Source organism: Roseateles sp. GW821-FHT09H11 (genome assembly GCF_059415845.1).
Genome location: NZ_JBWKOA010000007.1, coordinates 170,603 through 189,680 on the forward strand (window position 1 = coordinate 170,603; position 19,078 = coordinate 189,680).

Consider the following 19,078-nt stretch of genomic DNA (forward strand, 5'->3'; position numbering starts at 1 on the left):
TGAAACGCGGCGGGAGCGTCATAACCCACGGTAATCCAAAAGCCTCATCGGCGTCCGTTCGTGCGGCCCTCGGCGTCCAGCACGGACTGGATCACCTCGGCGAGGGCCACCGGCGTGGGGGCGGCGTCCAGCTCGATCAGGACCATGTAGCCGCGGTCGCGGCCCTGCGCGGTGAAGGCCTGCAGCAGGGCGATCTGGTCGCTGTGCACCATCACGCCGTCCGGGGACCAGTACTCCATCGCCACCAGACAGCCGTCCGACGGCGTGCCGGGGTAGTAGCGGCTGCCGGCGTAGTAGCGCGGATCGATCGTGCTGCCATGCATCAGCATCTCGTCGCGTCCGGCGCGGCCGGCGAGCCAGGCTTCCTGCAGCGGCGCGTAGTCGCGCCATGACGCCGGCAGCAAGGCCCGGTAGCGGTCCAGCGACCAGGCGGGCTCGTTCGGGCCCGGGGTGCGCTGCTCGTATTCGGCCACGCTCGCTTCGCCGGGCACCTTCGTGTGCAGGTACGGGGTGGGGCCGATCCAGATGTTGGACGCCGCGCGTCCCGCGCCCTGGATCGTGAAGAGGCCTTGCGGCGTGTTGCCCAGCGTGATCGTGCCCGGCAGGCCGCTGCTGGACAGCGCCAGTTGCTCGATGTTGAACAGGCCGCCGTCGGGACGCCGCACGAAGCGGCCGTCGGCTTGTCGCACCAAAGCCAGACCCATCTGCTGGCGGCCAGGCCGCTGGAAGCTGAACACGACAGGATGGCCCGGACGGATCGCCAGCAGGTCGGCCAGCGGCGGACGCGCCGGCTGCGGCACGCCCTGCGCGGTGGACACCGCCTGTGCGAGCGCCTGCAGGCGTGGCTCGTCGCGGTCACGCTGCGCAAGCTGGGACTGGATCAGTGCCAGGTCCGCGGGCTGGCGCGTCTGCATCAGTGCGTAGGCGGCGATCGCGAATTCGCGCGGCGTGGTCAATCGCGGCAGCAGCGGGCGCAGCAGCGGCGCGGCGTCGACCGCGTAGAGCGTGTACGCGGCGGTCAGCAGCGGACGCTGGATGTCCGCCGGTTGGCTGTCCAGCGCCGGCAGCGCCGCGAGCAGCGCGGGTCGGGCGGTGTCGATCTCGGTCCGGTAGTGGGCGACGAGACGAAGGGCCTGGGCGAACTCGCGCAGCGCGGCGCCGTCCTGCGGCGCGGCCAAGGCCTGCGCGGAGGCCGTCCGGATGCGGGCGCGGTCAGTGCTCCACCGGTCCTGGGCCTGGACGGCGGAGCCGACCGTCGAGCGGAACTGCTCCGGTCGCAATGCTTGCAGTGCCGCCGGGCTGAAGGCGCCGCCCGGTGTCGGCTCGGGGGACGGTGCCGGCGTCCGGGGCAACTGCGAGCAGGCCGCCAGAAGCAGCGGCGCGACCAGCGCGGCCCAACGGGGCCAGGACTTGCCCGGCGCATGGTCGACCAAGGGATACATCTGCATGGCGGCCGATTCTAGGGACGCGGGGCGGAAAGTTCTGCCATGTGGACCCAGGAACGCTGTTTGCACTCGACGGCCCGACTGAACAAGGGCCAAGCACAATGATGTCGATCAGGGAGTTCCGCCGCCGTCTGGCAATGGCGATGACATGGGCGGCCGCCGCGCTGGCGGCGCTCATCGCGGCCATGCCGCAGGACGCGTCCGCGCAGATCGCGGCATTGCCGGCGGAGAACCCGGCAATGTCGGCGGCCTCGTCGGCCAGGACGCCGGCCGATTGCGCCCTGATCCGCGACAACGATGCGCGTCTGGCTTGTTATGACCGCCTGAACGGCCGGGCCCCCGACGCGCCGCCGCCCTCCGCGGCGGCCCAGGTCCGGCTCCAGCCGGTGCCGGCCGCCTTGCCGGTGGCCGCCGCGGCGAGTTCGCCGCGTGTGGACGATCCCTGCACGCGTCTGCCGGAGGCCTCCGGCAGCGCCCGCAACTACCTCGGCTCGACGCTGTCGGAGCGCTGGGAACTGTCCTGCCGCGACCAGATGCCGCGCTTCCTGCCGCGCCCCCACCGGCCGGTCTACCTGTTGCCGGTGTCGTGGACCTCGCGATCCAACCGGACCCCGGCGCCGTCCTCGTCGGAAAGCCCGGACAACGGCGTGGTCCAGGCGCTGGACCTGGACAAGAACGAGGCCAAGTTCCAGATCAGCCTGAAGTCCAAGATCTGGGCGTTGGACGATCACGGCACCCTGTCGGTGTGGGGCGCGTACACGCAGAACTCGCGCTGGCAGATCTACAACGGGCGCGAGTCGCGACCGTTCCGCGAGACCAATTACGAGCCCGAGCTGATCGTGACCCACGGCACCGACGTCGAGCTGCCGTTCGGCTGGAAGGCCAGCATGGTGGGCCTGAGCCTGAACCACCAGTCCAACGGGCGGGCGGTGCCGCTGTCGCGCAGCTGGAACCGGGTGATCGGCGAGCTCAGCCTGGAGCGCGGCGAGACCACGGTGAGCCTGCGCCCCTGGTGGCGGATCCTCAACACCGGCAGCGACGACAACCCGGGCATCCAGGACTATGTCGGCCGCGGCGAGATGCTGGTGACGCAGAAGCTGGGCCGGCACGTCCTGGCCCTCACGGCGCGGCACAGCCTGAAGGGGGGCGATCGTTCGCGCGGATCGGCGCAGCTGGAGTGGGCCTTCCCGATCGGCGGCGGGCTGCACGGCTACCTGCAGCTGTTCAGCGGCTACGGGGAGAGCCTCATCGACTACAACTTCCGCGAGTCCCGGATCGGGCTGGGGGTGTCGGTCGTCGAGTGGCGCTGATGCCTCTTCCTGGGGCTTTGATTCGATGAATATGGCGCACAGGTCGGGGCAGTCCCCATCGTCAGCCCGGTGCGGCTGGACTAGGCTGCGCGGATGTCCGCATTCATCGACACCTGCGTGATCTGGGTCGTGGTCTACCGCCTGGACGGGCGCGACCGCCAATGGGTCCGTGCGCTACCGCCCACGACGGAGGCGCAGGTGCGCGCGCTGCTGCTGGAGGAGCTCGACGAGCTCTACGGCGCGCGTTCGGAACTGGTCTCGCTGCGGCAGGCCGAAGACGCCGAACGCGCCACGCTCATGGCCGGCGGGCTGCCGATGTGCCCGGTCGCCACCCCGCCGGGACCCGCGTCGGGCTGAACCGGCGGCCCTCGGGCGATCGATGATCGCCCGCCGCGGTGGCGGCGAAACCACAGACCCGGGCGTCCTTCCGGCGCCGTCACGGTTTCATGTCGGTTTCATCGCGGTTACGGCCCCCGGCCCGAAGGCATCACGCGAGAATTCCGCGCGTCGTGTCCACCGCTGTCAGCGGCGGCGCGGACCTCCCTGCCGCCGCCGTCCATGTCGTCCCCCTCATCCCATTCGCCCCCCACGCCGTCGCCCCGCCTGTTCGCACTGGCCTGGCCGCTGTTCCTCGAGCTCTGCCTGGGCATCGCCATCGGGGTGATCGGGACGATGCTGGCGGCGCGGATCTCCGATCCCGCCGGCGCCGCATTCGCCCTGGCCAACCAGCTGGCGGCGACGCTGTTCATCCTGTTCCGCATCATCGGCGCCGGCATCAGCGTGGTGATCACGCAGGCGCTGGGCGGAGGCCGTCGCGCGGTGGCCGATGCGACGGCGCGGGCGGCGCTCGGCGCGAGCACCTGGCTGGGCGGCGTCACGGCGCTGATGGCGCTGCTCTTCGCGGGGCCGCTGCTGCGATTGATGAATGCGCCGGCGGAGGTGCTGCCGTTGTCGCAGCCCTTCCTGATGGCGCTGGCGCCGGCCATGATGCTCGACGCCTGGAATGCCTCGATGGCGAGCGTGATGCGCGCCCACCTGCGCAGCCGCGACACCCTGATGGTGCTGGTGGCGATGCAGGTGGCGCAACTGCTGCTGTCGATCACGTTGATGCCGCAGCTCGGCCTGCCGGGCTTCGCGGTGGCGCTGGCGGTGAGCCGGGCGTTCGGCCTCGGCCTGCACGTGTGGCTGTGGCGCGCGCGGCTGGACCTGCGGCCGAAGGCGTCGGACTGGTGGCGCCTGCCGCGCGCGGAGCTTGCCGGCGTGCTGCACATCGGCCTGCCGGGCGCGGCGGAGAACATCGCCTACCGGCTGGCCTACATGGTGAGCGTGGCGATCGCGGGGCACCTCGGCGCGTCGGCGCTGGCGGCGCACAGCTACACCTCGCAGCTGATGTACTTCGTGCTGCTGCCAGGCCTGGCGACGGGCTTCGCGGCGGAGATCGTCGTCGGCCACCTGATCGGCGCAGGGCAGCTGCACGAGGCGCACCGCCTGGTGCGACGCGCACTCGCCCGCGGGCTCCTGATCAGCGTCGTGGTGGCGGCCGGTGCGGCGGCGGCCTCGCCGTGGCTGCTGCAGATGTTCACGCACGACCAGAAGATTCTCGCCAGCGCGGTGGTGCTGATGTGGATCACGGTGATCCTGGAGCCGGGGCGGACCTTCAACCTCGTCGTCATCAACGCGCTGCGCGCGGCGGGCGACGCGAAGTACCCGGTGATGGTGGGCGCGGGGTCGATGCTCCTCGTGCTGGCCGGCGGCAGCTGGCTGCTGGGCGAGGTGCTGGGACTCGGCCTGGTGGGCCTGTGGATCGCCTACGCCGCCGACGAGTGGATCCGCGGCCTGCTGATGTGGCGCCGATGGGCGCGGCTGGGCTGGGTGCCGCAGGCGAGGGCGGTGCATCGGCGACTGCGTCTGGCGGCACGGGGCCACTGAGTCGCGACCGCCACCGTGGTGCCGGGATTTCGCGGCACTGAGCCCGGCGTTCGTCAGCGCAGCGCGGCGTGGATCCCGGTCTCACCGTCGGCGAAATTGACACTCCCGCGCGCGTGCCGATCGCGGCACTGAAAATTCTCAATGCCCATCGCCACTTGCCGCGCTGGCCCGGGGCTTGCTGCGTCTTGCGTGCCGGTCGCGCGCAGACGCGTCGGCGAGGAGCAGGGGGGTGACAACACGCCCCGCGGCGTTCGCCGGCAAGGTCGGCGGACCCGGCGGAGTCGAGGGGATCGTCATGCCCATGCTTGCCTCCTTCGTCCTCGCCGCAGCCGCGGCTTCGACGGCGATGCCGTCTTCCGCGCCGCCGTGCGCACCCGCCCGGCCCGAATTGCTGCGCGACGACGCGTCCGCCGCGAGCGGTCTGGACCGCTACACCGATCTCAGTCCCGACGTCCGGAGGCAGCTCGCCCAGCGCATCGCGGACCTCCGCGTCGACGACCTCGTCATGCTCGGCCGCGCCGGCGTCAGCGGGCAGTACCGCTATGACGACGAGATCCGCCACGCGCTGATCGGCGGCCAACTCTGCGACCGGCTCGATCTGTCCGCGTGGAAGGCCTCCGACGAGGCCAGCGCATTGGTGTTCTGCGAAGGCGACCACTGCGTGGCGATGACCGTCGACGGCCGCATGCTCGCGCGCCTGACGCGTCGCAAGCCCGATGCCTTCGACGCACTTGCGCAGGCGCTGCGTGTGCGCCCCGGGGGACCGCAGTCGGCGCTCGAGATGCCGCCGCCCGCCGCCGGGACCGCCAACGGCTGGGCGCGCCAGCGCGTGCTCGTGCAGATGCGGGCCGGCCTGGGCGACAAGGACCTCGACAAGATCCTCTCGCCGCATGGCGGCAAGGCGCGCCGCATCGGCCGCTCTTCGCTGGCGATCGTCGATCTGCCTCCCAATGCGTCGGAGACGGCCGTCGCGATGCTGCTCGCGCGCCATCCGCAGTTGAAGTCGGCCGAACTCGACATGCGCATCTCCCCGGCGATGACACCCAATGACCCCTACCTGGGCAGCGAGTGGCACCTCGCGCGGATCAACGCGCCGCTGGCCTGGGACAGCGCGCAGGGGGCCGGCATCAGGATCGCGATCCTGGATACCGGCGTCGACGCGACCCACCCCGACCTGGCTGGCCGCCTGGTCCCCGGCTGGAACTTCTATGACGGCAACGCCGACACCAGCGACGTGCACGGCCACGGCACCGCGGTGGCCGGTGCCGCGGCTGCGGCGATGAACAACGGCATCGGTGTCGCCGCCGTAGCCGGGCAGGCGTCGCTGATGCCGGTGCGCATCGCCGACGCCAACGCCTATGCGTACTGGAGCACCGTGGCCCAGGGCCTGAACTGGGCCGCGGACCAGGGTGCCCGCGTGGCCAACATCAGCTATGGCGGCGTCGCCGGCAGCGCCACCGTGCAGGGCGCCGCCGACGACATGCGCAGCAAGGGCGGGCTGGTGATCGTGTCCGCCGGCAACAACGGGATCGATGAAGGCCTCGCCCCCACGGCCAGCATGATTCCCGTCTCGGCCACCGACGAGACCGACAACCGCACGAGCTGGTCGAGCTACGGCGCCTTTGTCGCGATCGCCGCGCCGGGACAGAACATCTGGACCACCAACCGCGGCGGCGGCTACGGCGCGTGGTGGGGCACCTCGTTCGCGAGCCCGGTCGTCGCCGGCACCGTGGCGCTGCTGATGTCGGCCCGCCCGACGATGAGCGGTGGCGCGATCCAGAACGTGCTGTTCAGCACCGCCACGGATCTCGGTGCCGCCGGCCGCGATCCGTTCTACGGCTGGGGCCGCGTCAACGCCGGTGCCGCGATGCAGGCCGTTCTGGCCGCGCCGGCGCCCGACACGCAGCCGCCCGTCGTCTCGGTCGGCGCGCCGCTGCCCGGCGCGCTCGTCAGCGGGCTGGTCGCGGTGGACGCCGCCGCCGCCGACAACCAGGCCGTCGTGCGCGTCGATCTGCGCGTCAACGGCGCGGTCGTCGCCTCCGACACTTCGGCGCCCTATGGGTTCAGCTGGAACTCGGCGGCGGTGGCGAACGGCCCCGTCACGATCACCGCCACCGCGGTCGACGCGGCCGGCAACAGCGCCACCAGTGCGCCGGTGACCTTGACCGTCGCCAATGCGGCCCTGGCCGACACGGAGCCGCCGACGATCGCGATCACCAGGCCGGCCAGCAACAGCAAGGTCGCCGGCAATACCGTCACCATCTCGACGAGCGCCGCCGACAACGGTGGCGCGGCCGGCATCCGCCAGACGATCTACATCGACGGCGAACTGGTCGCCAGCGGCACCGGAACGAGCCTCAGCTACACCTGGAACGTCAAGAAGGCGTCGACGGGCGCGCACACGATCCAGGCGGTCGCCCGCGACGCGGCCGGCAACACCAGCGTGGCCACGACGACGGTCTCGAAGTAGGACGCACCACGAAAAAGGCCCGCCGAGGCGGGCCTTCCTTCAGTGCGCTGTGCTCAGCGGGAGAAGCTGGGCAGCCACGGCAACCGCGGCGTCCGGCGGCGCGCCAACCCGGCTGCCAGCGCGGCGGCCGCCAGCAGCGCCAGCGCGTTCGGTTCCGGCACGTTGCCGTTGCTGCCGCCCGCGCCACCACCGCCGCCGCCGCAGGCCCCGGTGCCCTGGATGCAGCCCTCGAACTCGATCGACCTGCCCAGGGTCCCCACGCCCTGGAACTTGATGGCGTAGGGGCTGGTGAAGCCGATGCCCTGCGTCATGAAGTTGTTGGACGCGTCGGTCGTCAGCGTGAGGTTGAAGGAGGACGATCCGCCCATGCCGAGGCCGTCGTTGATCGATCCGCCCGCGCACTGGTTGCCGGACAGCAGGCAGAGATCGATGTTCTGGAACGAGGGGAAGTTGACGTCGATGCCCGCCCCCCAGGCCGCCGAATTGGTGCTGGCTCCGGTCAGCGTCGGCGAGATCGCGGTGATGCCGAAGGCCATCAGCACGTTCTGGCCCGGGCCGCTTGAGTTGTTGGTGACGATGGTCGAGAAGGTCGCCGTCTGCGCCGACCAGGAGGTCAGCGTGAACTTGACCGTGGCGTTCAGCGTCGCCCCGTCCTGGGCGCCTGTGAACAGCAGCGTCGCCGTGCTGTTGAGGCTGTTGAACAGCACAGCCGCGGCCTGCGCCTGGCTGCAGAGGCTCAGCGCCGCCGCGGCGACGACCCAACGGATCCTTGTTGGTTTCATGACCGACCCCTTTCCGGGCAGTGCACGTGGCTTCTTGTTTGTCCCCCTGTGTCCGGGATATGCATAAGCCGGGCCAATGCGCCAAGTGCTTGATCCAGCGGCTGATTCTGGCCAATGTGATAAAGATGCCGGTGAAACTGTAAAAAAGTGCGACACCGTACGGCACGCCGATTGCGCGGCCTGGATGGCCCGACAGGGCGGCGGGCGAGACGCTGGCGACCCCTATGATCCCGCCCGCGATGAACTACCTGCTCAAGCGCCTGGCCGTGCTGCTGCTGACGCTGCTGGCCGCCTCGGCGCTGATCTTCGGCGCGCTGGAATGGCTGCCCGGCAATGCCGCCCAATTGATCATGGGCCCCGAGGCGCCGCCCGAGGCCGTCGCCGCGCTTGCGCGTCAGTTGGGCCTGGACCAGCCCGCCTGGCACCGCTACGTCGACTGGCTCACCGGGCTCGTGCGCGGTGATCTCGGTCTGTCCTATGCCTACGGCGCGCCGGTCATGGATCTCCTCCTGGAGCGGCTCGCGCTGACGCTGCCGCTCGCGCTGATGGCGATGGCACTGACCGTCGTGCTGGCGCTGGCCGCCGGCTGGTGGGCCGCGAGCCAGCAAGGGCGTGCCGGCGATCACCTCGTGATGGGTCTGACCCAGCTCGGTCTGGCGGTGCCCAGCTTCTGGCTCGGCATGCTGCTGGTGCTGCTCTTCGCGGTGAAGCTGCAGTGGTTCGATGCCGGCGGCTTCCCCGGCTGGCGCGAGGACCTCGGCGGCGGCCTGTGGCCCGGCCTGCGCGCGCTGCTGCTGCCCGCCGCCGCGCTGGCGCTGGTGCAGGCCGCGATCCTGGCGCGCATCGCGCGATCGGCGCTGCTCGACATCGTCCGCGAGGACTTCATGCGCAGCGCCCGCGCCAAGGGCCTGTCGCGCCGCGCGGCGCTGTGGCGCCACGGCCTGCGCCATGCGGCGATCCCGCTGCTGACCCTTGGCGGCCTGCAGTTCGCCAACCTGCTCGCCGGCACCATCGTCATCGAGAACGTCTTCACCCTGCCCGGACTCGGTCGGCTGATGGCGCAGGCCATCGCCAACCGCGACCTGATCGTCGTGCGCAACGGCGTCATGGGGCTCGCGGCGCTGGTGCTGCTCCTCAACTTCGCGATCGACCTGCTGCACGGCTGGATCGACCCGCGGCTGCGCACGAGGACCGAGGCATGAGGGCTCGGACATGAAGCGCGCCGGATTCTTCGCGGGCATCGTGCTCACCGCGCTGCTGCTCCTGACCGCGCTGCTGTCGCTGGCCTGGACCCCGTGGCCGCCCGAGCAGATCGACATGACCCGCCGGCTCGCGTCGCCGAGCCTCGCGCACTGGCTGGGCTGCGACCAGCTCGGCCGCGATGTGTTCAGCCGCCTGATGGCCGGCGCGCGCAGCGCCTGGCTGGTCGGCATCGTCGCCGTCGGCATCGGGCTGATCGCGGGCACGGCGCTGGGCCTGCTCGCGGCCGCGCGGCGCGGTCCGGTGGAGGCGCTCATCCTGCGCGGTGCCGACCTCGGCTACGCCTTCCCCGCGCTGCTGCTCGCGATCCTGCTGGCCGCCGCGCTCGGCCCCGGCATGACGGTCGCGATGGCGGCGATCGGGCTGCACGCGGTGCCCTCGTTCGCGCGACTGGTCAACGGCAGCGCCAAGAGCTGGTGGGCGCGCGATTTCGTGCTCGCCGCCCGCGTCGCCGGCCAGGGGCCGTGGTCGATCACGTGGCGTCATGTCTTGCCTCAGTTGCTCCCGCTGCTGATCGTGCAGGGCACGACCAGCTTCGCGCTCGCGATCCTGGCCGAGGCCGGCCTGTCCTACCTCGGCCTGGGCACCCAGCCGCCGCAGGCCAGTTGGGGCCGGCTGCTCGCCGAGGCCCAGACGCTGATGTTCGAAGCGCCGCAGCTGGCGCTCGCGCCCGGCGTCGCGATCACGCTGGCGGTGCTCGGGCTGAACCTGCTCGGCGACGGCCTGCGCGACCGGCTCGATCCGAAGGAGCAGCCGCGATGAGCGCCCCGCTGCTCGAGATCCGCGATCTCCACGTGCATCTGCCCGGGCGCCGCGGCGAGCGTCTGCACGCGCTGCGCGGCATCGACCTGTCGCTGGCGCGCGGCGAGAGCCTCGCGCTGATCGGCGAGTCCGGCAGCGGCAAGACGCTGACGGCGCTCGCCGCGATGGGCCTGCTGCCCGAAGGCGCCGAAGTCACCGGACGGATCGCGCTCGACGGCCGCGAGCTTCTCACGCTCGATGAGGACGGCTGGTGCGGCCTGCGGGGCCGTCGCCTCGCGATGGTGTTCCAGGAGCCGCTGACGGCGTTGAATCCGCTCCAGCGCGTGCTGGCGCAGGTGACGGAGCCGATCCTCCTCCATCGGCTGCTGCCGGACCGCGCCTCCGCCCGCGAGCGCGCGATGGCGCTGCTGACGCGCGTGGGTCTCGATGAGCGCCAGGCGCGCGCCTACCCGCATCAACTGTCCGGCGGTCAGCGGCAGCGCGCGCTGATCGCGATGGCGCTCGCCGCGGAGCCGGACCTGCTGATCGCCGACGAGCCCACCACGGCGCTCGATGCACGCCTGCGCGTGCAGGTGCTGGACCTGTTGCGCGACCTGGTGACCGAACGCGGCATGGGGCTGCTGCTGATCTCGCACGACCTGGCACTGACGGCGCGCCGCGTCGACCGCCTGGCGATCCTGTACGGCGGGCGCGTGATGGAGCAGGGCGCCGGGCCGGAGCTGCTCGACCACCCGCGCCATCCGTACACGCAGGCCCTGTGGGCCGCGCGGCCGCGGCTGGGGGCCGGGCGCGACCAGGCGCTCCATCCGCTCAAGGGGAACGTGCCGGCGCTGACGCAGCTCGGCGAGGGTTGCCCGTTCACGCCGCGCTGTCCCTTGGCGACGGCACGCTGCGCCGCGGAGCCTCCGCGCTTCGACGGCCGCCTGGCCTGCTGGGAGGTGACACCATGACCGGGCCGTCCTCGATGACGGTGCCTTCTCCGGCATCCCCGGTGAAGCCGCCACCCTCGGCGACCCCGTTGCTGCAGGTCGAGGGTCTCGGCCAGCGCTACGGCGGTCGGTCGGTCCTGCGCGACATCGACTTCACGCTGGTGCCTGGCGAGTCGCTCGGTGTCATCGGCGAATCGGGCGCGGGGAAGAGCACGCTGGCGCGGCTCGTCATGGCGCTGGAGCGCCCGCATCAGGGGCGCGTGTGGTGGGACGGGCAGGACGTGAACGCGATGGCGGCGCGCGATCGGCGCGCGCTGCGGCCGCGGGTGCAGATGGTGTTCCAGGATCCGTACGGTTCGCTCGATCCGCGCTGGCGCGTCGGACGCAGCGTGATGGAGCCGCTCCAGGCCTTGCCCATGAACGACGCCCAGCGCCGCGAGCGCGTGGCCGAGGTGCTCGCCGCCGTCGGGCTGGAGGCCGACGCCGCGCTGCGCTTCCCGCATCAGTTCTCCGGCGGCCAGCGCCAGCGGCTGGCGATCGCGCGGGCGCTGTCGACACGGCCTCGCCTGATCGTCGCGGACGAACCGCTGTCGGCGCTCGATGTCTCGGTGCAGGCGCAGATCCTGGCGCTGCTGCGCGAGCTGCAGCGACGCGACGGCATCAGCCTCGTCATCGTCAGTCACGACCTGCCGGCGATCGAGGTCCTGTGCGATCGCGCGCTGGTGCTGCGCGGCGGCGAGGCTGTCGAGCACGGACCCGCCGCGCGCGTCCTGGGCGAGCCGCAACACCCGTACACGCAGGACCTGCTCGCCGCTTTGGCATGATCCGCCGCCATGGACCCCCTCCTGGAGATTGCCCTGGACCGCCGCCGCTTTCATCTGCTGTCGCTCGGCGCCGCCGGCGCGACCCTCGGCGCTTCGTTGCCGGCGCTCGCGCAGGGCAGCGCCGCGCGTCCGCTCGTGCTCGGCATGACGCTCGAACCGCCAGGCCTGGATCCGACCACGGGTGCCGCCGCCGCGATCGGCGAGATCGTGCTCTACAACGTGATGGAGCCGCTGACCAAGGTCGCGGAGGACGGCTCGGCGCTGCCGCTGCTGGCACTGCGCTGGAACGTATCGTCCGATCAGAAGCGCTGGACCTTCACGCTGCGCCCGAACGTGCGCTTCCACAACGGCGAGCCGTTCGACGCGAAGGCGGTGAAGTTCAGCTTCGAGCGCGCGGGCGCGCCGAACAGCCTGAACAAGGACCGGCGCGTTTTCGAGAACATCGCCGCGATCGGCACGCCGGATCCGCTCACCGTGGTGCTGACGCTCAAGCATCCGGAACCTGAGCTTCCCGCATTGCTGGCCCAGTCGCCGGCGGTGATCGTCGAGCCGAAAAGCGCCGCGGGCAACGCGCAGAACCCGGTCGGCACCGGGCCCTATCGCGTCGCCCAATGGCAGCGCGGCGCGAGCCTGAGCGTCGTCGCCTGGCCGGGCTTCCGCGACGCGGCGGCGATCCGGATCCCGCGCGTGCAGTTCCGCTTCATCAGCGAGCCGGCCGCGCAGGTCGCGGCCCTGCTGGCGGGCGATGTCGACCTCTTCCCGCGCGTCGCCGCGGCACGCGCGATGACGCAGTTCAAGGCGCAGCCCAAGCGCTTCCAGGTGATCACCGCGTCCTCGCGTGCGAAGACCATCCTGGCGATCAATCACCAGCGCGCGCCGCTGGGCGACGTCCGCGTGCGTCGCGCGATCGCGATGGCCATCGACCGCAAGGCCGTCATCCAGGCAAGCGCCGACGGCTTCGGCGTGCCCATCGGCAGCTTCGTCACGCCGGACACGCCGGGCTACGTCGACTGCACCGCGATCAACGCCTACAACCCCGCCGCCGCGAAGGCGCTGCTGGCCGAGGCCAAGGCCACCGGGCTGTCGCTCTCGCTCAAGCTGCCGCCGGTGCCCTACGCGCGCCAGGGCGGCGAGTTGATCGCGGCGCAACTGGCGGCCGTCGGCATCACGGCAAGGATCGAGCAGATCGAATGGGCGCAGTGGCTGTCCAGCGTCTACGGCAGCAAGGCCTATGACCTGACGGTGATCTCGCATGTCGAGCCGCACGACTTCGGCAACTTCGCGCGGCCCGACTACTACTGGGGCTACCGCAGCGAACAGTTCAATGCGATTTACGAACTCATGCAGAACGCGGCCGAGCCGGCGCAGCGGATGAAGCGCTTCGGCGAAGCGCAGCGTCAGGTGGCGGAAGACGCCGTCGCCGCCTTCCTGTACCAGCCGCAGTGGATCACCGTCGCGCGTGCCGGCCTGAAGGGCCTGTGGACACGCACCCCGCTGTTCGCGAACGACCTGTCGGCGTTGAGCTGGGCCTGATCCGCCTCGGCGCGAGCCCGGTGCGACGGCGTCCAGGCCGGAGGTCACACAAGCCCCCTGATGCAGGGACGGCGCCACAAAGGGCTGTGGTGCGAGCGCATCGGCCCTGGGAACGCGGTGGCGGCTCGTCGGTCGTCATCCACCGGCCATCCACCGAGAGGGCTTTTCCTCTACAGTGACGCCCCTCGACCGTGTAGCGTGCCCGGTTTGGGGAGGAGTCGGAGAGACGAATGCCGTTTGATTTGCCTGAGACCCTGCAGCCGTTCCTGCTGCCGCTGCTGATCGTGGTCCCGTTGGCCATCCTGATCATCATCATCACGGTGCGCCGCGGCGACTACCGTGACTTCGGCGCGCCGCCGCCGCCCGTGTCGCGACCGCAGCCGCCGGCGCCGACGGCCGCCACCGTTCCTCCGCCGGCGCCGGTCGCTCCGAGCGCCGCGCCGGAGCGCCTGCCGCTGCTGGTGGTCGACGATTCGGCCGTGGTGCGCGCCAAGCTGCTGAAGCTGTTCAGCGAGGCCGGCCATGAGGTGGTCGCCGCGCGTGACGGCGTCGAGGCGATGGAGCTGCTCGGCCAGACCCGCTTCGGCGTGCTGATCACCGACCTCGAGATGCCCAACATGGACGGCTTCGAGCTGATCAAGGCGGTGCAGGGGGCGCTGGCCACCGAGGACCTGCCCATGATCGCCATCACCGGCCACGAGGAGCTGCATGCGCGACTGCATCAGATCCAGGGGCTGTACGGCATGTTCCACAAGCCCTGGAACGACCGCGAGCTGATCAAGCGCGTCGAGGCGCTGTCCCACCTGCGCGCACCGGTCCGCCCATGAGCGTCGGTCGCTGGCTCAGGCGCGGCGCGATCACGCTCGCCGTGCTCGTGGCCATCGGCGCGGCCGGCGCGGCCTGGCACGTCTACAAGAAGCTGCCGGTGCGGGACGGCGAGCTGCAGCTCTCGGGCCTGAGCGCGCCGGTCACCGTCCGCTACGACGAATGGGGCGTGCCCCACGTCGACGCGCGCAACGAGGACGACCTCTACCGCGCCCTCGGTTATCTGCATGCGCAGGACCGGCTGTTCCAGATGGAGATGCTGCGCCGGCTGTCGCGCGGCGAACTGGCGGAAGTGCTGGGCCCCAAGCTGGTCGAGACCGACCGGCTGTTCCGCACGCTCGGCATCCGGCAGCGCGCCGATGAACTGGCCGCGGCCTCGTCGGCGATCACCGCGCAACCGGGCGCGGTCCGGGCGCTGTACGCCTACCTGGACGGCATCAACCAATACCAGGCCACCCGGCCGGCGCCGCTGGAGTTCGAGATCCTCGGCATTCCCAAGCGCCCGTTCACGGCGGCGGACACCTACAGCATCGCGGGGTACCTGGCCTACAGCTTCGCGGCGGCCTTCCGCACCGAGCCGGCGCTGACGGCGGTGCGGGATCAGCTCGGGCCCGACTACCTGCGCATCTTCGATCTCGCGTGGCGTCCGAAAGGCGCGCTGGAGCCGCAGGCGCTGAACGCGCCGGGAACTCCCCGCGCGCCGGACGGCGCGGACCGCCGCTTCGCCGACGTGGCGCCGGTGCTGGCGCGCCTGGCCGAAGTCAGCGGACGCGCCGCGGAACTCGCCGGCCTGCCGCAGTTCGAAGGCAGCAACGCCTGGGTCGTCTCGGGCAGCCGCACGGCCAGCGGCAAGCCGCTGCTGGCGGGCGATCCGCACATCGCCTATTCGACGCCGGCCGTGTGGTGGGAGGCGCATCTGCGCACGCCGCAGTTCGAGCTCTACGGGCATCACCTCGCGCTCAATCCGATGGCGCTGCTGGGGCACAACCAGCGCTTCGGCTGGAGCCTGACGATGTTCCAGAACGACGACGTCGACCTGATCGCCGAGAAGGTCAATCCGGAGAATCCGAACGAGGTCTGGATCAAGGACCGCTGGGTGCCGATGACCTCGCGCCAGGAGGTGCTCAAGGTCAAGGGGCAGCCGGACCAGGTGCTGACACTGCGCCGCTCGCCGCACGGACCGATCGTCAACGACGCGATCCCGGGCGACCGCGGCGAGCGCCCCGTCGCGATGTGGTGGGCCTTCCTGGAGACCGAGAACCCGGTGCTCGACGGCTTCTACAAGCTGGGCCGCGCGGACACGCTGGACCGGGCGCGCGAGGCCGTCAGCCTGATCCACGCCCCGGGCCTGAACGTCGTCTGGGCCAACGCGGCCGGCGACATCGCCTGGTGGGCCGCGGCGAAGCTGCCGATGCGGCCCGAGGGCGTGAATCCGACCTTCGTGCTCGACGGCGCGACGGACGAGGCCGACAAGCCCGGCTTCCTGCCGTTCTCCGCGAATCCGCACGAGGAGAATCCGGCACGCGGCTACATCGTGTCGGCCAACTTCCAGCCACCGGGCGACACGCCGGTGCCGGGCTACTACAACCTGGCCGAGCGGGGCATCCGGCTCGACGCGCTGCTGAACCAGGGCAAGCGCTGGGACATCCACAACAGCCAGGCGCTGCAGCTCGACGTGCAGACCGACTACGGCCCGCGCGTGCTGCGGCCGATCATCCCGTTGCTGCGCGGCTCGGCCTCGGCCGAGGAGCAGTCGCTGGTCGAGGCGCTGGTGCGCTGGAACGGCGCCTACAAGGCCGACGCCGTGGCGCCGGTGCTGTTCCAGCAGTTCGCGGCGGAGCTGCTGCGCGCGGCGATGAAGGACGAGCTCGGTGACGCGCAGTTCGACAACCTGCGCCGCACGCGCGCGCTCGATCAGGCGCTGCCGAAGCTGACCGCGGACACCGACTCGCCGTGGTGGGACGACCGCTCGACACCGCAGCGCGAGACGCAGACCGACATCGTGCGTCGCGCCTGGAAGGCGGCGGTCGCGCACCTGACCATGACGCTCGGCGCCGACAGCACGAAGTGGCGTTGGGACAGCGTCCACACGCTGACGCACGAACACCCGCTGGGCAAGCAGAAGCCGCTCGACCGGGTGTTCAACGTCGGCCCGTTCCCGGTGCCCGGCGGGCACGAGGTGCCCAACAACCTCGCGCAGCGCAACGGCAGCGCGCCATGGGGCGTGGTCTACGGGCCGTCGACGCGACGCTTGATCGACTTCGCGCGGCCGCAGGAGGCGCTCGGCGTCAATCCGGTGGGCCAGAGCGGCGTCTGGCCCGATGCGCATTACAGCGATCAGGCTGAGCTGCTGGCCAAGGGCCAATACCGTCGAGAGTGGTTGAACGAGACGGACGTTCAGGCCCACTCTCGCGGGATGCTGATCCTGAAACCATGAACGCGATGCGAATCGCCAAGTCGATCGCCGCGGCGATCGCGATATCGGGTGCGTGGGCCGCGATGCCGGTCCTCGCCGTCGAACTGCCGAAGCCGGCCGACCTCGGCCGGGAACTGGCTGCGCCAGCCGGCAAGGGCGTCGGCCCGGAGGTCGACAAGGGCCCGGGCGGGAAGACGACGCGCACTGGCGCGGCGGTCACGGTCGCCGTTCTCGAGCCCCATCTGATTCACGACGGCCGCATGCCCGAGGTGCGCTATGTCGGCTTCCCTGCGGAGTCCGTGCTGACGGCGGTGCTCGGCAAGGGATGGCGCGCGCCCGGGCAGGAGCTCGAGTTCCGCGCGCTGGACGGTTTCGTCTCGCGCATCCCGGTGGAACGCTTCGCGCAGCATCGCGCGTGGCTGGTCTACGCGCGTGCCGACGGGCAGCCGTTCCAGGTCGACAACCACCTGCAGGGCGAAAAGCAGGTGCCGCTCGGCCCGTTCTATCTGGTCTGGGACAACCGTTCGTCGAAAGCCCTGCAGGCCGAGGGCGGCGCCCTGTGGCCGTACCAGGTCGCGTCGGTGAGCGTGGGGCCGTCCTCCACGCGCGCGTTGTTGCCGGACGGCCTGGCGGCGAAGTACGCCGACGCGGCGGACCTGGCCCGCACGTACTGCTTGAGCTGCCACCGCATCCGCGGCTACGGCGGCGACAAGATGCCGCTGGACCTCGACGTGGTCGTCAAGGGCTACGACGCCGCGGCGTGGAAGCGCTGGCTGCTTGAGCCGTCCGCGGTGCGCCCCGGCACGACGATGCCGCCGCTGGTCGTCGAGAGGCCGGCGGACGAACGTGCCGCCATCGCGCAGCGGCTTTACGACTACCTGCAGGCGCTGCCCCCGCGCTGACGGACACGGCGACGCGCCGGCAACATGCCGACGACGAGCAGGACGAGCGGGACGCGCGGGATGCGCGTCGATCGGCTCAGAACCAGGGCTTCGGCAATTTCTCGGTCTCGATCGCGCGCTGCAGCGCGGGGCGTTGCGCCATGCGTTCGAGGAAAGCGCCCAGCGCCGGGCGGTTGCGCGCCGGATCGACGAAGTTGCGCGTCCAGCGGCAGAGCATGAACGCGAAGGCATCCAGCACCGAGTAGCGCTCGCCAAGCATGAAGGGGCCGCCATGGCGCTCGAACTCGGCGGCGAGCAGATCCAGCTGCGCACCGGCCCGGACCTGCGCCTGTGCCTTCACCTCGGCGCTGCCGGCGGTGTTGCCCGGCGCGACGAAACGATCGGGGTAGTAGTAGGCGATGACGGTGGGCTGCAGCGTGTTGGTCAGCCACATCAGCCACTTGTAGGCCTGCGCGCGCTGGGCGCTGCCGAGCGGCGGCATCAGGCCGGCGTCGGGGTGGGTGTCGGCGAGGTGCAGCAGGATCGCCGCGGTCTCGAACAGCACCAGGTCGTCCGCGCCTGCGCGCGTGTCGCGCATCGCGGGCAGCAGGCCGTTCGGGTTGATCGCGAGGAACGCGGGCGACTTGTGTTCGTCCTTGTCGCGGTCGACCAGCCGGAGCTGGAACGGAACGCCCAGTTCATGCAGGACGACGTGAGGCGCGAAGCTGGCGTTGCTGGGGAAGTAGTAGAGCTCGATCATGGCGTCGGGGTGGCGCGTGGCGGCGGCGTGAATGTCTCGTGAATCTCTCGTGGAGGTGTGCCATGACGGGGGAGGCGCCAGGCGGCGGGCATCATCGCCGATCCGGCGGCGGGTCCGGCCGCGACCCGGCATGACGGCGTGCATGACGGCGTGCATGACGGTGTGCATGACGGTGTGCGCGGGGGCTTCGGAAGCAATGGTTCTTTACCCCGGCGAAACGCCCTCCCGTAGACGTGGCCGAGCGCTGCGGCGTTGAATAAGCCATCTGGACTTCCTGGGCGCCGTTGGACGGCGCGAGCAGATCATGAGCAGCATGAACAAGCTTCGTTGGTTGATTCCCGTCGCACTGGCCCTGTCCGCGGGGCTGGCGTCGGCGCAACATCACGGCGGCGGTGCGCGCGTCGACATCGGCCTGCGCCTGGACAGCCGCTACCACCATGACCACTACTACCCCGCGCCGGGCTACGTCGCACGCGGCCTGCCGGGCGGCGCGGTGTTCGTGGGCAACCGCTACTGGTACCACGGCGGCGTCTGGTACCAGCCGTGGGGTCCGAGCTTCCGCGTGATCGCGCCGCCGCTGGGCTTCGTGGTGCCGATCCTGCCGAGCGCCTACGTGACGCTGCGCATCGGCGGCTACCCGTACTACTACGCCAACGGCGCCTACTACACGGTGGCCTCGCCGGGGCCGGGCTACGTGGTCGTCGCGCCGCCGCCGGGTGCCGACGCCGCGACACCCGCGCCTGTCGCGCCACCGCGGCCCGATCCGATCATCTATCCGCGCAACGGACAGTCCGCCGGCCAGACCGAAGCCGACCGCCAGGAATGCAACCGCTGGGCGACGACGCAGCCCTCGTCGATGAACGACGCCGGCGTGTTCAACCGCGCGGTGGAGGCATGCATGGATGGGCGGGGATACAGCATGCGGTGAACGTCGCCCTCGGCGAGGGCTTTG

At 71.2% G+C, this 19,078-nt stretch carries 16 protein-coding genes; 13 read left to right on the forward strand and 3 right to left on the reverse strand.

The genetic code is table 11. The annotated features are described in order from the left end of the window. Positions 1-44: 44 nt before the first annotated feature. Positions 45-1,448 (reverse strand): hypothetical protein, encoded by a 1,404-nt coding sequence (locus AC07PR_RS22845; RefSeq protein WP_495136670.1) that lies wholly within the window; start codon positions 1,446-1,448, stop codon positions 45-47. 134 nt (positions 1,449-1,582) lie between these two features. Between AC07PR_RS22845 and AC07PR_RS22850 the strand changes: the two genes are divergently transcribed. The 4 genes from AC07PR_RS22850 (at position 1,583) to AC07PR_RS22865 (ending at position 7,154) form a co-directional block, all read left to right on the forward strand. Continuing rightward, positions 1,583-2,755: a phospholipase A gene (locus AC07PR_RS22850; protein WP_495136671.1), complete on the forward strand. Its 1,173-nt coding sequence runs from the start codon at positions 1,583-1,585 to the stop codon at positions 2,753-2,755. 93 nt (positions 2,756-2,848) lie between these two features. Then, on the forward strand, positions 2,849-3,112 hold the full coding sequence (locus tag AC07PR_RS22855) for a hypothetical protein (RefSeq protein WP_431101109.1): 264 nt from the start codon (positions 2,849-2,851) through the stop codon (positions 3,110-3,112). A gap of 201 nt (positions 3,113-3,313) precedes the next feature. Next, on the forward strand, positions 3,314-4,684 hold the full coding sequence (locus tag AC07PR_RS22860; protein WP_483108464.1) for an MATE family efflux transporter: 1,371 nt from the start codon (positions 3,314-3,316) through the stop codon (positions 4,682-4,684). Positions 4,685-4,913: 229 nt separating this feature from the next. Further along, a complete protein-coding gene (locus AC07PR_RS22865) occupies positions 4,914-7,154 on the forward strand; it encodes a S8 family serine peptidase (RefSeq protein ID WP_495136672.1) in 2,241 nt (746 codons plus the stop codon). A 53-nt stretch (positions 7,155-7,207) separates the two neighbouring features. On the opposite strand, the gene AC07PR_RS22870 is transcribed toward AC07PR_RS22865, so the two are convergent. Continuing rightward, a complete protein-coding gene (locus AC07PR_RS22870) occupies positions 7,208-7,936 on the reverse strand; it encodes a cistern family PEP-CTERM protein (RefSeq protein WP_483108466.1) in 729 nt (242 codons plus the stop codon). A 224-nt stretch (positions 7,937-8,160) separates the two neighbouring features. Here AC07PR_RS22870 and AC07PR_RS22875 point away from each other — a divergent pair, with 224 nt between their 5' ends. The 8 genes from AC07PR_RS22875 (at position 8,161) to AC07PR_RS22910 (ending at position 17,387) form a co-directional block, all read left to right on the forward strand. After that, on the forward strand, positions 8,161-9,138 hold the full coding sequence (locus AC07PR_RS22875; protein ID WP_377158532.1) for an ABC transporter permease: 978 nt from the start codon (positions 8,161-8,163) through the stop codon (positions 9,136-9,138). A 10-nt stretch (positions 9,139-9,148) separates the two neighbouring features. Then, entirely contained in the window at positions 9,149-9,958 is an 810-nt protein-coding gene (locus AC07PR_RS22880) for an ABC transporter permease (RefSeq protein ID WP_495136673.1), read from the forward strand. After that, on the forward strand, positions 9,955-10,908 hold the full coding sequence (locus tag AC07PR_RS22885) for an ABC transporter ATP-binding protein (protein ID WP_483108469.1): 954 nt from the start codon (positions 9,955-9,957) through the stop codon (positions 10,906-10,908). Before AC07PR_RS22880 ends, AC07PR_RS22885 begins: the two co-directional genes overlap by 4 nt. Continuing rightward, positions 10,905-11,711, forward strand: coding sequence for an ABC transporter ATP-binding protein (locus AC07PR_RS22890; RefSeq protein WP_495136674.1), 807 nt, complete (start codon positions 10,905-10,907; stop codon positions 11,709-11,711). Before AC07PR_RS22885 ends, AC07PR_RS22890 begins: the two co-directional genes overlap by 4 nt. A 9-nt stretch (positions 11,712-11,720) precedes the next feature. After that, on the forward strand, positions 11,721-13,244 hold the full coding sequence (locus AC07PR_RS22895; RefSeq protein WP_495136675.1) for an ABC transporter substrate-binding protein: 1,524 nt from the start codon (positions 11,721-11,723) through the stop codon (positions 13,242-13,244). A 230-nt stretch (positions 13,245-13,474) separates the two neighbouring features. Then, on the forward strand, positions 13,475-14,071 hold the full coding sequence (locus AC07PR_RS22900) for a response regulator (RefSeq protein ID WP_377158525.1): 597 nt from the start codon (positions 13,475-13,477) through the stop codon (positions 14,069-14,071). Beyond that, positions 14,068-16,506: a penicillin acylase family protein gene (locus AC07PR_RS22905; protein WP_483108472.1), complete on the forward strand. Its 2,439-nt coding sequence runs from the start codon at positions 14,068-14,070 to the stop codon at positions 16,504-16,506. The genes AC07PR_RS22900 and AC07PR_RS22905 overlap by 4 nt, the downstream gene beginning before the upstream one ends. Beyond that, the gene (locus tag AC07PR_RS22910) at positions 16,503-17,387 is read left to right on the forward strand and encodes a hypothetical protein (RefSeq protein WP_495136676.1); all 885 of its coding nucleotides are present in this window, start codon (positions 16,503-16,505) and stop codon (positions 17,385-17,387) included. The genes AC07PR_RS22905 and AC07PR_RS22910 overlap by 4 nt, the downstream gene beginning before the upstream one ends. A 76-nt stretch (positions 17,388-17,463) precedes the next feature. On the opposite strand, the gene AC07PR_RS22915 is transcribed toward AC07PR_RS22910, so the two are convergent. Further along, the gene (locus AC07PR_RS22915; RefSeq protein WP_495136677.1) at positions 17,464-18,126 is read right to left on the reverse strand and encodes a glutathione S-transferase family protein; all 663 of its coding nucleotides are present in this window, start codon (positions 18,124-18,126) and stop codon (positions 17,464-17,466) included. Between the two features lie 313 nt (positions 18,127-18,439). Between AC07PR_RS22915 and AC07PR_RS22920 the strand changes: the two genes are divergently transcribed. After that, positions 18,440-19,054, forward strand: coding sequence for a DUF6515 family protein (locus tag AC07PR_RS22920; protein WP_377158518.1), 615 nt, complete (start codon positions 18,440-18,442; stop codon positions 19,052-19,054). The last annotated feature ends 24 nt before the right edge of the window (positions 19,055-19,078 follow it).